Source organism: Roseivirga spongicola (assembly GCF_001592965.1).
Taxonomy (GTDB): domain Bacteria; phylum Bacteroidota; class Bacteroidia; order Cytophagales; family Cyclobacteriaceae; genus Roseivirga; species Roseivirga spongicola.
This window is the reverse complement of sequence record NZ_LRPC01000012.1, coordinates 95401-107960: the sequence shown is the minus strand read 5'-3', so window position 1 is coordinate 107960 and position 12560 is coordinate 95401. Positions and strand designations below refer to the sequence as shown.

General features: G+C 40.4%; 16 protein-coding genes. 6 read left to right on the top strand and 10 right to left on the bottom strand.

Going from position 1 to position 12560, the window contains the following annotated elements; all coding sequences use genetic code 11:
• Positions 1–441 precede the first annotated feature (441 nt).
• On the top strand, positions 442–834 hold the full coding sequence (locus AWW68_RS08315; RefSeq protein WP_317038752.1) for a DUF305 domain-containing protein: 393 nt from the start codon (positions 442–444) through the stop codon (positions 832–834).
• A 69-nt stretch (positions 835–903) separates the two neighbouring features.
• Here the strand turns inward: AWW68_RS08315 and AWW68_RS08310 are convergent, their stop codons facing one another.
• The 4 genes from AWW68_RS08310 to dtd all read right to left on the bottom strand — a co-directional run bounded on the left by AWW68_RS08310 (position 904) and on the right by dtd (position 3437).
• Positions 904–1680, bottom strand: a complete 777-nt coding sequence (locus AWW68_RS08310; protein WP_068219316.1) for an aspartyl/asparaginyl beta-hydroxylase domain-containing protein — start codon at positions 1678–1680, stop codon at positions 904–906.
• A 71-nt stretch (positions 1681–1751) separates the two neighbouring features.
• On the bottom strand, positions 1752–2606 hold the full coding sequence (locus AWW68_RS08305; protein WP_068219313.1) for a DUF6263 family protein: 855 nt from the start codon (positions 2604–2606) through the stop codon (positions 1752–1754).
• A 34-nt stretch (positions 2607–2640) separates the two neighbouring features.
• Entirely contained in the window at positions 2641–2979 is a 339-nt protein-coding gene (locus AWW68_RS08300; protein WP_068220775.1) for a nucleotide pyrophosphohydrolase, read from the bottom strand.
• A gap of 5 nt (positions 2980–2984) precedes the next feature.
• Positions 2985–3437 carry a D-aminoacyl-tRNA deacylase gene (gene dtd, locus AWW68_RS08295; protein ID WP_068219310.1) on the bottom strand — a complete coding sequence of 151 codons (453 nt, stop codon included), beginning with the start codon at positions 3435–3437 and terminating at the stop codon, positions 2985–2987.
• A 376-nt stretch (positions 3438–3813) separates the two neighbouring features.
• Here dtd and AWW68_RS08290 point away from each other — a divergent pair, with 376 nt between their 5' ends.
• From AWW68_RS08290 to AWW68_RS08280, 3 genes are all read left to right on the top strand, one after another.
• Positions 3814–4992 (top strand): hypothetical protein, encoded by a 1179-nt coding sequence (locus AWW68_RS08290; RefSeq protein WP_068219307.1) that lies wholly within the window; start codon positions 3814–3816, stop codon positions 4990–4992.
• A gap of 89 nt (positions 4993–5081) precedes the next feature.
• On the top strand, positions 5082–6068 hold the full coding sequence (locus AWW68_RS08285; RefSeq protein WP_157717576.1) for an alpha/beta hydrolase: 987 nt from the start codon (positions 5082–5084) through the stop codon (positions 6066–6068).
• A gap of 45 nt (positions 6069–6113) precedes the next feature.
• Positions 6114–7931, top strand: coding sequence for a Xaa-Pro dipeptidyl-peptidase (locus tag AWW68_RS08280; protein ID WP_068219302.1), 1818 nt, complete (start codon positions 6114–6116; stop codon positions 7929–7931).
• A gap of 149 nt (positions 7932–8080) precedes the next feature.
• Here the strand turns inward: AWW68_RS08280 and AWW68_RS08275 are convergent, their stop codons facing one another.
• From AWW68_RS08275 to AWW68_RS08250, 6 genes are all read right to left on the bottom strand, one after another.
• Positions 8081–8626, bottom strand: a complete 546-nt coding sequence (locus tag AWW68_RS08275) for an REP-associated tyrosine transposase (RefSeq protein ID WP_068219300.1) — start codon at positions 8624–8626, stop codon at positions 8081–8083.
• A gap of 77 nt (positions 8627–8703) precedes the next feature.
• Positions 8704–8955, bottom strand: coding sequence for a hypothetical protein (locus AWW68_RS08270; RefSeq protein WP_068219298.1), 252 nt, complete (start codon positions 8953–8955; stop codon positions 8704–8706).
• Positions 8956–8988: 33 nt separating this feature from the next.
• Positions 8989–9639, bottom strand: a complete 651-nt coding sequence (locus tag AWW68_RS08265) for an oxidoreductase (protein WP_068219296.1) — start codon at positions 9637–9639, stop codon at positions 8989–8991.
• Positions 9597–10226, bottom strand: a complete 630-nt coding sequence (locus AWW68_RS08260; protein WP_157717575.1) for a thioredoxin family protein — start codon at positions 10224–10226, stop codon at positions 9597–9599. The genes AWW68_RS08265 and AWW68_RS08260 overlap by 43 nt, the downstream gene beginning before the upstream one ends.
• A gap of 39 nt (positions 10227–10265) precedes the next feature.
• Positions 10266–10685, bottom strand: coding sequence for a YkvA family protein (locus AWW68_RS20465; RefSeq protein WP_068219278.1), 420 nt, complete (start codon positions 10683–10685; stop codon positions 10266–10268).
• A gap of 1 nt (position 10686) precedes the next feature.
• Positions 10687–11208, bottom strand: a complete 522-nt coding sequence (locus AWW68_RS08250) for a DUF7935 family protein (protein WP_068220772.1) — start codon at positions 11206–11208, stop codon at positions 10687–10689.
• 82 nt (positions 11209–11290) lie between these two features.
• On the opposite strand from AWW68_RS08250, the gene AWW68_RS08245 reads away from it, so the two are divergent.
• Together AWW68_RS08245 and AWW68_RS08240 are read left to right on the top strand one after the other, a co-directional pair.
• Positions 11291–11623 carry a HesB/IscA family protein gene (locus AWW68_RS08245; RefSeq protein WP_068219277.1) on the top strand — a complete coding sequence of 111 codons (333 nt, stop codon included), beginning with the start codon at positions 11291–11293 and terminating at the stop codon, positions 11621–11623.
• The gene (locus AWW68_RS08240) at positions 11623–12537 is read left to right on the top strand and encodes an ATP-grasp domain-containing protein (RefSeq protein WP_068219275.1); all 915 of its coding nucleotides are present in this window, start codon (positions 11623–11625) and stop codon (positions 12535–12537) included. Before AWW68_RS08245 ends, AWW68_RS08240 begins: the two co-directional genes overlap by 1 nt.
• The last annotated feature ends 23 nt before the right edge of the window (positions 12538–12560 follow it).

Here is a 12560-nt window from a genome sequence, read left to right as displayed (position 1 = left end):
GAGCCTCAACAAAGGGATTAATCCGTCATTATCTTCTACTCCCTCTGAAGCTGTTTTTCGAGGGGAAAATTTGACCTAAGTCAAACTTATGACGCGGTCAATCAACCAGTTCTTTGCACTCTGCATCTTAACAGAGAGATTGCTTCGTTGCAAAATTCCACTACGTTCATTTTGCGCCTCTCAATGACGGATCCGGTACTGATTTCTGATTCCCGATTAACGGATAACTGCCAACCAAACTACCCAGCACCCATGGCTATTTCCTATTATTAATAGAACTATTGGACTAAAAAGCACCCTCCAAGGCATAATTAATCTAACATAATAGCCCTGCCCCTGTTAATAAGACAGTTCATATCAACATTCTTTTTCATGAAAAGTGCTAATTATACTCGGTTTATCTTGATGCTATTTTGTTCAGCTATTTCAATGTATTTGACTATGTATTTCAATACATATGAGTTCAACCATGTATATTTCAGTTGGACACGAATGTACATGACCTTCATTGGGCTTGGTGGAATGGCTATCATCATGTTCCTGTTTATGAAAAACATGTACAAGAACAGAATGAAGAACAGCCTTATAATTGTTGGCAGTGTTATGCTAATTTCTGTTTCGACATTTTTAGTAAGGCAGCAAGTTCCTATTGACGATGTCAAATGGATGAGGGCTATGATACCTCATCATTCTATTGCCATACTTACAAGCAATAATGCTGACTTAAAAGACCCTGAAGTAAAACAACTGGCTATTGAAATTATCAAGGCTCAAGAAAAAGAAATTGATCAGATGAAGAAAATGATCAATCGTCTTGAACAAAACCGCAATTAGGAATCTTTAATGCTACCGATATGCACACCTTTAAAACAGGTAGGCTGACCAACAAAAACAACTATGGCATTAACTTGCTTGTGGCTTTAAATCCACCTGTACCTCGGCCTTTTTAAGAACAGACTGAAGCCTTTGGCTTTTTTCTCTTAAGCCATACACCCATCTGTTCACAGGTTGGAAAATCTTTGGGAGGTCTGTACGGAAAACATCACAGAAAAGGACAACCCTAGTTTCATCGGTAGCATTCCATACTGCGTGCTTGTACGTATCGTCAAAAAGTACGTCTTCACCTTCTTTCCAATCGTACCTCTGACCACCATTTACAATGTAGCACTCACCTTCTTTGGGAATTATCAGCGCTAAATGATATCTGTAAACTCCTTTGTAAAAACCGTTGTGAGGTGGAATATGCTTTTGAGGCCCTAAAATAGAGAACATGGCCGTGGTAATTTCTGGCACTTGCTTTAACAGAGCGGTAGTTTTAGGCGCTTTCTCGCAATTCTTTTCTTGCCAGTTGTCATAAGCCTTAAACATGAACACTCTCCAAGGCGACTTATCACCATCATTAATAAATCTCTGAATTTTATCTACTTCGTGAAACTTAGGGATACTTTTTTCATCTCTCAGCACCTCTAATAGTTCTTCTTGAATAACCTTCCAGTTATCTTTCAGTATTTGATGTGCCTTAAAATGCTTTTCCATGTCCACCATAGGCGGATTCCTAAAAAATAGACGTAGCACTAATGAAAATGTAATAGCTATAAGGCTAGGCTCAACAAAGTAAAGAATGACATTGAGCACCAGGAATGCCAGAAGAACGATTCCTATAATTTCTAGAATTAACATGACCAGTGTTGTTGAGAATTATGAGTGCTAACAAATTATTGGGGAGGAATAGTTTCATCCTCCCCTTACAATTACTTCATAGTAATAGAGGTAGTGGCATTTGTCTTTAACTTCATTGGAATGTCCATTCCTTGAGCAGACATATTACCAGATACATCTTGGCTAACCGTTACTTTAGCAGGCAAGCCTGTTTTAGCATCGATGTCAAACACTGAAGATTGCTTCCCAGAAAGATCTGAAGAAACCGTCATCCCCATTTGCTCTTGCTCTCCCTTCATAGTTACATCTCCGGTTCCAGTAATCTGATTAGCACCTGTGTAAGCAAAGTTCACCACTGTTTCTACTGGCGCATTATTCATAACAAGTGACACCGACTTATCCCATGTGTCTTGCTTGGTTTTAGGGTAAATATTGAACTGGCTATCTAGTGTACCTTTGATAAATTCGTCTTGATAAGTTGCCGTCAGCTGATCTACCTGAGCAGCAAAAGGTGTCCCAGCAAGCTCATCTTTCATGGCTGCTCTAACTTTGTCCAAGCCCATAACTTGTAACACTTCACCTTTTTTATTCATGGTAAACTGAAACGTTTTACCCGCCATTACTTTAAAAGGCAAGTCTGTTTGAGCTTCTCCATCAGAGTTCATTTCCATAGACATCATTGGCGCACTGATAGATACCTTTCTAGAAATAGCTGTAGACTTAATAGTATAAATTCCATTGGAAACAGAGAGCACCTCGAAAAGGTCTACAGAGTTTACATCTTGTTGCGTTTCTGCACTCTGTCCCATTACGTTTTGTTCGATATTCTGAACCATATCTACAGAGACCTCAAATTTATCTCCAGCAGACAGGTTATATTCGTAAGGCTTTTGCGCAAAGGCAGCAAGCGATACAAACATTAGGCTTAGGCAAATTAGTTTTTTCATGGTTTTTCTTTTGGTTATCAAAGAAAGTAAAATTCTACTTCTTTAGCTTTTCATTATTCTTGTGTCTATCCTTATCTCGAGAAGTTTTTTTCTCCATTCGCTTTTCCCAAGCAGCTTGAAGGTCAGTTCCTGTTTGGTTGGCCAAGCAGACCAACACAAAAAGCACATCGGCTAATTCTTCGCCCAAGTCTTTAGACTTATCAGATTCCTTTTCCGACTGCTCTCCATATCTGCGTGCAATAATTCTCGCTACTTCACCAACCTCCTCGCTCAACTGAGCCATATTGGTCAATTCATTGAAGTATCGAACTCCCACTGTTTTAATCCAATGATCTACTTCTTCCTGCAGTGCGCTTATTCCTTTACTATCCATACTCATTATTTTTTGTCTTTTGTGTCGATGATGATGGTGACTGGACCATCATTTACCAAAGATACTTTCATATCAGCTCCGAATTCACCGGAACCTATCTCTTTTCCTAAATCAGTCACTAATTGCTTTTTGAAAGCCTCATAAAGCGGAATCGCGACATCTGGTCTGGCTGCTTTAATATATGAAGGTCTGTTCCCCTTCTTAGTACTCGCATGCAACGTAAATTGACTAATTACCAAAGCCTCACCATTAATATCGAGAAGACTTTTATTCATTACTCCAGCTTCATCATCAAAAATGCGCATGTTTGAAATCTTCCTACTGAGCCACTCTACATCCTCCTGATTATCGGCCTCTTCTATTCCCAGAAGAACCATCACACCAATACCAATCTCGGCTTTTATCTTGCCATCAATTTTCACTGCCGATTCCGAAACTCGCTGCACTACTGCTATCATGATTCAAAAGAAAGGGTTAGCAATCTAAATCTGAAGAGTCCATGAGAATAATTCAAAAATGCATTCAATTTTAGCTCATCAAATCAACCTAATTCCTACCCCAGCCCTTCCCGAGACATCGGGAGGGTGAGTAAAAAAGCCTTTAAACCAATGGACGGAAGTTCACTGAATTAGTTTTAGGGGTGTTTTCATCCCGAGTGAGCGAGGGATCTACCACAGCTTAATTCGTCATTCCAGAATTTTTATTCTCAACTTTCTTGAGAGAATAAAAATATCTAGAATCTCAAGCCATAGGAAATACCAGATAAAATAGTCCATTGGAAAATATATAGACGATTTTTCCGGCATGACGTGATTGTTTTGGTATTTTCACCCTATGCGGATTAAGGGCTACTGGCTTTTCGTTTTTCTCGGTCTTACGCTTGGTGCATTTTTCTTTTACCAGAAGACTCAACCTTCTTTGAGCTATGACTTCGCTCCTCAATTCGATGGTAATGACTACCGCAATATCTACGATTACTTTAAAGGCTATCGCGAAGACTACAAAGTGCCTCACCCTTTTCATCAGCGGGTTTTCGTACCATTGATAGCTTCAGTTTTTGGCTCGGACATCATCCCTTCCTTTCAATATGTCAACCTGATCTTCAGCTTACTTTCAGTAGCCGTACTCTTCCTACTCTGGAGAGATTTAGGCTTCGAGCTGAAATGGTTTTGGACAGGATTTACCTGGCTCATCTTTCACTGGACGGGCATGATTCGGCTTAACGCCTTCGACCCGATAACAGTGGATTTACCTACTTACACTTTTCAGGCACTCTTTCTTTGGCTCGTATTGAAAAGAAAGTTCATCCATTTGCTATGGCTCGCACCACTAGCCACCATTCAGAAAGAGTCATTTATTGCTTTACCCATTATACTTTTCATTTATGCTGTCTGGCACGATAGAAGAACCAAAGAAGGCTTTTATAATGTTCCTCTGATCATTGCTGCAATTGTATTGTCCGTAACTGCACAATACTTGGCCAACTTCTACTTTCCTCCTGCTGAAGAAGGAAGAGGCGCCTTTATCACTTTGGCATATCATGCAAAAGAAGCTATTCTAAACCCTTTTGAATTAGTCAGGTGGTTAGCTGCCATGTCGATGGCTTTTGGGCCTGCACTTTGGTTAGCATTTAACCATTATCGAAAAACTAATCGCTACGATAATACCCGAAACCTATTACTGATGTACTCTGGCTTGTATCTGGCCTTTGGTATTCTGGCTGGTGGCGATATGACGCGCATCATCTTCTTGGGCTTTCCTTTTATAGCAACATGGATCATCTATGAGTTGCAGGAAATCAACCGCTCAAAGCTGATCTTACTCGGACTACTTTCTCTTCCCCTCACCTTTATCTGGAAGACAATTCCCGACCCAGCCTGGCAATGGGAAGCATGGGAAAGTTGGTATCCGGAATTTATGGAATCGAAAATGGCACTCATCTTCCTCGCTTACGTTTTAATCACTTCAATTCTAATCAATAGAAATTGGCCGAATTCTAAATTGAAGAACTGACTTTGTTGAAGCTCAAGTTCATCACATCAAATAGAACTTTTCTTTCAGGCAATACATCATTTATGTAAGCACTTACATAAATGAATGAGATGAAGAAACTACTAATCCTTTTACTCTACTCCCAAGCACTCTTTGCTCAAGAAAAAGACTTCCCTCCTCCAGGTAAAATGGTGGAAATGGGTGGTTACAAGATGCACTACCTCGAAGCAGGCGAATCTAAGGATGGACCTACAGTTATATTTTTTCACGGTGCTGGCGAAATCGCTTTACATTGGAACCTTGTTCTGCCTCTTGTGGGGGAGTTTGCTCATGCTATAGCCATTGATCAGAATGGAGAAGGCTGGAGCGAACATGGTCACGGTAATTCTCTAATACAACAGGTTTATGACTCCTACCAAATGCTCAAAGAAGCTGACATTCCTGAGCCTTACATTATAGTAGGTCATTCATTGGGCGGGATATTGGCCCATCAGTTCGCTGTTCAGTACAAAAGTGAAACAGCAGGTTTAATATTTGTAGATGCTACTCATCCTGATGTAGTCTTAAAAATATTCAATCGGGAAAGTGAAACTATGGAGTGGAAACAAATGCGACTCAACGCTAAAAAAGAAATCCCCGCAGTATCCACAGACCCCGTAAATCCTGAGAGGGAAATCGCTTCCTTCAAGGCAAAACGAGACTTTGGAGATCAGTTAGAAAAGTTCAGCAAAGAGGATCAGCAAAGATTCAACTGGATTTACAATGAACGTCTATGGACCTATATTAAAGGGCAGTCTTCTACCTATGAGGCCGAAATATTTCAGGAAATGCATGAACACTACGATCAATATGATTTAGGCGATATCCCCCTGGTCGTTATCACTGGGGGTAAGAAGAAAAAACCAGAGGGTGATGAAAATTGGAGTGGCAAAGCACTAAGGCAACACTCGAGGCAGCTTCAAAAAGACTTTTTGAAATTGTCCACCAACAGCCAACAAATCATAGCTAAAAAGAGTGGACATAGTATCCATCTAGATCAACCCGAGTTAATCGCATCAGTAATCAAAAACATGCTCATGGAATTAGCCAAAGATTAGAAAGCATAATTTCATAAATTGGTGACCTGCATTAAAACTCAAGTCATGAAGCGTCTTTCCATATCATTACTATTAGCTCTATTTCTTCAAGTTTCATTGGCCCAAAATGCTAAACCCATTTTCAAGGATGGTGAGGCACAAATTGTTGAAGCTTTCAGCAATCCTGAAGAATGGATTCGTGAAGACCTTTGGGTAGAAACGGAATTCGATACTGACGGTGATGGCAAATTGGATAGGATGCACGTAGCTGTTACTCGCCCTAAACAAACTGAAACAGAAGGCCTGAAACTACCGGTAGTATTTGAAACCAGTCCATATTATGCAGGTACTGCTGGCATGGCAAAGGGGCTCTTTTGGGACGTTAAGCATGAATTAGGCGACACTCCTCCTCCAAGAACACATGTAGAAGTTCAAAGAAGAGGAGAAAGACCTATCATATCTAACTCTCAAATCAGAACTTGGGTACCAAGAGGATATATAGTAATTCACTCTTCTTCACCCGGAACAGGCCTATCTGATGGTTCTCCAACAGTTGGTGGAGATAATGAGTCTTTAGCTCCAAAAGCTGTTATTGAGTGGTTAGCGGGAAAGGACAACGGTTACAAAAACCGCGAAGGAAATGAGAAAGTAGAAGCCTATTGGTCGACTGGAAAAGTCGGCATGACAGGAACTTCATACAATGGAACGCTGCCACTAGCTGCTGCCACGACTGGAGTAGACGCTTTAAAAGCCATCATTCCAATTGCTCCTAACACCTCGTACTATCACTACTATAGATCGAATGGCTTAGTAAGAAGCCCTGGTGGATATTTAGGCGAAGATATTGATGTATTATACGACTTCATCCATAGTGGTGAGGAGTCGAAAAGACCCTACAACAACAAAACCGTAAGAGATACGGAACTAGCCAATAATTTAGACCGAATTACAGGCGATTATAATGACTTCTGGGCTGGTAGAGATTACCTGAACGAAATGAAGCCTATGAAAGCCGCACTGTTAATGTCGCATGGTTTTAACGACTGGAATGTAATGCCAGAGCATAGCTACCGCATAGCCATGCAAGCAAAGAAGATGGGCTTACCAGTTCAAATCTACTATCACCAGGCAGGCCATGGTGGACCTCCACCAATGCGCATGATGAATAGATGGTTTACCAAGTATCTTCACGGAGTAGACAATGGCGTAGAAAATGATCCGAAAGCTCAGATTGTAAGAGAATATGATAGCCAGCAAGAACCAACAGCCTATGCTGATTATCCTAACCCTGGAGCAAAGGATGTCACTTTCTATTTACAAGCAGGAGGAAATAGCGCAGGAGTACTTTCTACCTCAAAAGGAAAGTCAAAAACTACCGAAACATTGATTGATGATGTAAATATTTCTGGAGCTGAACTGGCTCAAGCTACTAACTCAGAAAACAGATTGCTTTACCTAACTCCTACTTTAACCGAACCAATGCATTTGTCTGGTGTGGCCAAAGTAACAGTTAAACTTGCTAGCAGTAAGCCTGCTGCCAACCTTTCAGTTTGGTTGGTTTCTTTGCCATGGAATACGGCAGATAATGCCAAGATATACGATAACATCATCACTAGAGGCTGGGCAGATCCACAGAACTATAAGTCGATTAGCAAGAGTGAGCCTTTGGAGCCAGGTAAGTTCTACTCTGTCTCATTCGACTTACAACCTGATGATCAGATTATTCCAGCCGGCCAGCAGATTGGTTTGATGATTTTCTCTAGTGACAAGGAATTCACTCTTCACCCACAACCGGGTACTCAATTAACTATTGACCTTAACGGTACGAGTTTAACATTGCCAGTAGTTGGTGGTAGGAAGACAGTGGATGGAGCTATGAAGTAAGAATGCCTAGCCTACTTAATAATTGAGCAACGTATAAGCATTGAAAATGCACTGCTCTTGCATACTCGTTAGAAACGAGGATGAGTTGAAGCGCCTAACTTGTCCTCGTTTATAACGAGGACATTTGAAAAGGGCGATTATATCGCGCATTAAAGAACATTGACTTTCACCAACCCTTTACCTCCAGAATAGTCAATCGCGCTACTGTAAATATAATGTTCTGGGGCTTGTACTAAATAAGCTCTGACTGGGTTCATATGGATGTAATCCACTTTGCCCATGGCATCAATGTTTTGTAAGCTAATAGCATGACTTCCGTCTTTCCATAACTTATAGTTTTCTGCCCTTTTCGTTCTTCTAGCTTCCCATGAAAGCTTATCAAGCAACCAGTCCCTTCTGCTTTCTGGCAGCTCTTCGATTAGCTCTAGAATACGTTTAGAAGTATACTTTTTGAAATCTCTTAAAAATGCAGACATCCCTTGACCTCCATTCACCCTTCCAACTAGATGAACATGATTTGACATCACAACCCATGCATTTAATTCTAGATTCTTGTGCTCAATACAGTGATTAAGGGAATCAACAATTACATCTCGATATTCAGCTCTAGTGAAGACATCTACCCAATAAACCACGGTCATTGTTAAAAAATAGTAACCGTATTGGTCTTGAATATTGTATTGATCGCCTGACATAGGGTTAAGATTGTGTGTATTTCAATTTAGCATTTAAAATGCTTTGTTCAGACATCCTCGTTAGAAACGAGGATGAGTTAGGGTGTGGAGCAAGCAATGAAGTAACGAATGAGTTTATAGATCAGGGCAATAATTCCATTGATTATTAAAAACAGAAGAGTCCAAATCAACAGAAACGACCAATTCTGTATAACAAAATAGGTGTCATGAAGCTGTACGTCATTGGATTTATCTAAATCTAATGGATCAATTGAGGTAGAAAAGTAGACAGCAATGGCCATAATCAAACTCGACAACAACCAAACCTTCCAAACTCTAATTTTCATCATCAAATCAACCCATTACCGAATCATCAAATCACTTTACATCTTCTGCATAATCTCAGACTCGTAGAAATAGCAGCCTTTGTCTTCTTGACGGGCTACTTTCATCATGGCATCTACGATTTTGTCAGCATGAATGGGTTTGTACTTTTTCAGTGGACCAATAAAAGGAATGATGCGAGTGAAGACTTGTGCAAACTTCTCTCCCGGCCGTCTCTCTTCTCTAGGGCCTCTAATCAGTGAGGGCTTAAAAATGTAGATGGTTCTATAGTTCAGAAAAGAGATTTTATCTTCCAATTCGCCTTTCACCCTATTGTAAAAAAAGCGACTGTTCTTGTCTGAACCCATAGCAGAAATAAGGAAGAAACGATCGGCTCCTGCACTTAAAGCAGTTTTAGCCAGTTCATAACAATAGGTGAAATCTACTTTGTAGAAAGCCTCCTTTGAGCCTGCCTTCTTCATGGTGGTTCCCAAACAACAAAAAATATCATCTCCCTTGGGAAAATCTGTCATTTCAGAAAGCTTATCGAAATCTACCGTGAGTTCCTTGAGCTTCTCGTGTTGGATGCCTAATGGCTTGCGAACCAAAGCAATGACCTGACCATAGTTCTTACTTTGTAATAGGCTTTGAGTGAGTGACTTTCCAATCAACCCGCTTGCACCGGCAATGATTGCAGTTTTTGAATCCATACATCTAAAATAGCCAAAAATTCACTTTGGAAGCTAACCCCCTTGTCTTTGGCATACCATAAATGCATGTACTCTGAAAATTCCTTACCAGTCTTAGCTCCAGATATTTTATTCTCTAGAAACTCGCGTTGAATTGGTTCTGGCCTTGGGCCCCAATGCCCTAGAACTTCCATTTTCTCCGACAGCCCTATAATGATGGGAATAGAACGACCTCCATTAGTTAAAAACATATCCATTAGTTCTGGGTGCTCATCGCGCAAAACCAACTGCATATTGATCATAGGGTTTTCTTCTGCCAGTTTGGCCACAAAAGGCAAAATCTGAGCAGCATCTCCACACCAACCTTCTGTAATCACTAGCCAAGTCATGGGTTTGTCAACATCCATCACTCTTTCTTTCAGCTCAAGATTGATCTTACCAATTTTCTCCCATTTGCGCATCCGCTTCTGGTTCATCAAAGCATAACTGATGTAAGACTCAGATTGGTTAGCACCCGTTGTCTTTCCTTCTTCCAAAAGCCCATCTATAAGTGCTCTGTAGGTTGAATAATCGTATGTTGTTCTAAGTAATTCTGGGGAGATATTCATTTCAATTCTCAATGTATTAGCATTGAGCAAACACTACTACTAACGCGAAAGGTTCAATTCTTCCCACTCTCTGTATTTATTCAGATCGTCTTGGAAAGATTTGCCAAGCCAAGCGAGTATTGTAGCATCATCTAGAAACCCAGCAACAGGAATAAAGTCAGGCAGAGCATCAATTGGAGCGATGAAGTAAATAAGCCCTGCAACAATCATCACTAACGTTTGCCAAGGCATATCTGGGTATCGACCCGAAACAGAATTGGAGATCATTCGAACCACAAGATTCAGGTAAGCGACAATTTTACCTTTGAGGCTATCGTCATCTTCCATGTCATCCATCTTATTCTGAACCTTCACTAATAGATTCTTTAATGCCGAAGAATCGCCCACAATTTTTGTAGCCTTTTGCTTAAAACGCTCAAAAAATCTTTTCTCAGTAGAATTCGGTTCAGTTCTGCTCATATTAAAGTAATTGTCTAGCTTCTGCTTTTATAAAAAGTAACGCATCTGCTGTCGGCTCTTTGTTCTCCTTAATCATAAGATCAAAAATGGCCTCGGCCAAATCAATGGCATTATTTTTCTCATTCATCTTTTCTGCAGCGCCTTGAATTATGGCAACCACTTCATTCACTGCGGCCTTAGTTTTCTTCCAGCCTTCATCACTAATATAGACCTGCTGGGAGAGGTTATGGTTCAGCTCTTCCCTAATTTCTTTCTGCAACAAATGCTGAAATTCAAAAGCGGAGATACTCGGCTCGCTCAACCTCAACAACATATTGTTGGGCGAAACTCTCTCTAATAAAAGAGCCATTCTCTCATAGGCCTGCAATCTTAAAGGCAAAGTAGTTTCCGTATTCTTTAGCTTCACTTCAATGAGCTTCTGATCGAACTGTTTTTGAAGAAAATTCCTTACCACTAAAAACATGGCATACATTACCAATAAGGCAGGAACTAAGATTTTGATTAATTCGGTTATATAATCCATAAATGGGTGTCCGTAATGTTTGGACTGAAATTGGATTTGAAAATAGTGAGAATCTCTTTTACCTATTAATTTTACGAGAGAAATGCAGAAAAATTCTACCATTCCCGCTTTAGAGCCAGTGAAGTTGACCGAAAAGGCCATCATCGAGGTCAAGAATATCATGGAAAATAAAAGTATTCCTGAAGGATATGGCCTACGAATAGGTGTTAAAGGAGGCATGGGATGTGCCGGTTTAGGCTACATGCTAGGTTTTGACAAACCCAAAGATGGGGACATCACTTACTCGATTAATGAAATTCCTGTTCATGTAGAAAAGAGGCAAACCATGTATCTGATTGGCTTAGAGGTAGATTTTTACGAAGGTAGTGATGCCCGAGGCTTTACCTTTAACCCACCTAATAACGCAGCTCAGTAATGACCGAAAAAATCTTTGACGTAGTAATCCTCACTGACGATCGCTATGTAATCCCTGAAAACCCAGACTGGTACGTTCAGAATATTTTGAAGGAAGATGGGCTAGTAAAAGAAGCTCTTGAAGGCAAAGGGTTCAAAGTTGCACGAAAGAGCTGGAGTGATCCTGATTTCGATTGGTCAAGCACCAAAGCTGTGATTTTCCGAACTACTTGGGACTATTTCGATAGATACGAAGAATGGAAAGCTTGGCTCGAAAGAGTGAGCAAGGTCACCAAAATGATTAATCCATATGAGCTAATTCAGTGGAATATGGACAAACACTACCTGCGCGATCTACAAGAGAAAGGTATTAACATCCCTGAAACCCATTATGTTGAAATTGGAGTAGTAACTACCCTTACAGCTCTTTTTGCCCAGAAAGAATGGAATGAATGCATCTTAAAACCTTGCATTTCTGGAGCTGCCAGACATACCTACCGTATCGACCTATCTAACATTCATGAGCATGAGCCTATTTTCCAAAAGCTAATTCAGGAAGAAGCCATGATGCTTCAGCCTTTCCAGAAAAACGTGGTAGAAAAAGGCGAGATATCACTGATGGTGATGGGTGGGCAGTTCACACATGCTGTACTCAAAATTGCCAAACCTGGTGACTTTAGGGTACAAGACGATTTTGGCGGATCAGTGCATGAATATGAACCAACAGCTGAAGAAATTACTTTTGCTGAAAAAGCCGTAGCGGCCTGTGATCCTCAGCCTCATTACGCTAGAGTTGATATTATCAGAGATAACAATGATGAGCTTGCGGTTATTGAAATGGAAATGATTGAACCAGAGCTTTGGTTTAGGTTAAAGCCAAAAGCTGCAAAGGTTTTGGCAGAATCAATTCAACTTCAAACTAATTTATCTTGCTGAATTAAAATGCAACAAAGTTGCAT

Coding starts and splice junctions, on each gene's coding strand:
- AWW68_RS08260 (WP_157717575.1), bottom strand. CDS start 10,226: ATGAATATCTCCCCAGAATTACTTAGAACAACATACGATTATTCAACC.
- AWW68_RS08275 (WP_068219300.1), bottom strand. CDS start 8,626: ATGTCAGGCGATCAATACAATATTCAAGACCAATACGGTTACTATTTT.
- AWW68_RS08250 (WP_068220772.1), bottom strand. CDS start 11,208: ATGGATTATATAACCGAATTAATCAAAATCTTAGTTCCTGCCTTATTG.
- AWW68_RS08240 (WP_068219275.1), top strand. CDS start 11,623: ATGACCGAAAAAATCTTTGACGTAGTAATCCTCACTGACGATCGCTAT.
- AWW68_RS08245 (WP_068219277.1), top strand. CDS start 11,291: ATGCAGAAAAATTCTACCATTCCCGCTTTAGAGCCAGTGAAGTTGACC.
- AWW68_RS08265 (WP_068219296.1), bottom strand. CDS start 9,639: ATGGATTCAAAAACTGCAATCATTGCCGGTGCAAGCGGGTTGATTGGA.
- AWW68_RS08285 (WP_157717576.1), top strand. CDS start 5,082: ATGAAGAAACTACTAATCCTTTTACTCTACTCCCAAGCACTCTTTGCT.
- AWW68_RS08270 (WP_068219298.1), bottom strand. CDS start 8,955: ATGATGAAAATTAGAGTTTGGAAGGTTTGGTTGTTGTCGAGTTTGATT.
- AWW68_RS08310 (WP_068219316.1), bottom strand. CDS start 1,680: ATGTTAATTCTAGAAATTATAGGAATCGTTCTTCTGGCATTCCTGGTG.
- AWW68_RS08280 (WP_068219302.1), top strand. CDS start 6,114: ATGAAGCGTCTTTCCATATCATTACTATTAGCTCTATTTCTTCAAGTT.
- AWW68_RS08305 (WP_068219313.1), bottom strand. CDS start 2,606: ATGAAAAAACTAATTTGCCTAAGCCTAATGTTTGTATCGCTTGCTGCC.
- AWW68_RS08300 (WP_068220775.1), bottom strand. CDS start 2,979: ATGGATAGTAAAGGAATAAGCGCACTGCAGGAAGAAGTAGATCATTGG.
- AWW68_RS20465 (WP_068219278.1), bottom strand. CDS start 10,685: ATGAGCAGAACTGAACCGAATTCTACTGAGAAAAGATTTTTTGAGCGT.
- AWW68_RS08315 (WP_317038752.1), top strand. CDS start 442: ATGTATTTCAATACATATGAGTTCAACCATGTATATTTCAGTTGGACA.
- dtd (WP_068219310.1), bottom strand. CDS start 3,437: ATGATAGCAGTAGTGCAGCGAGTTTCGGAATCGGCAGTGAAAATTGAT.
- AWW68_RS08290 (WP_068219307.1), top strand. CDS start 3,814: ATGCGGATTAAGGGCTACTGGCTTTTCGTTTTTCTCGGTCTTACGCTT.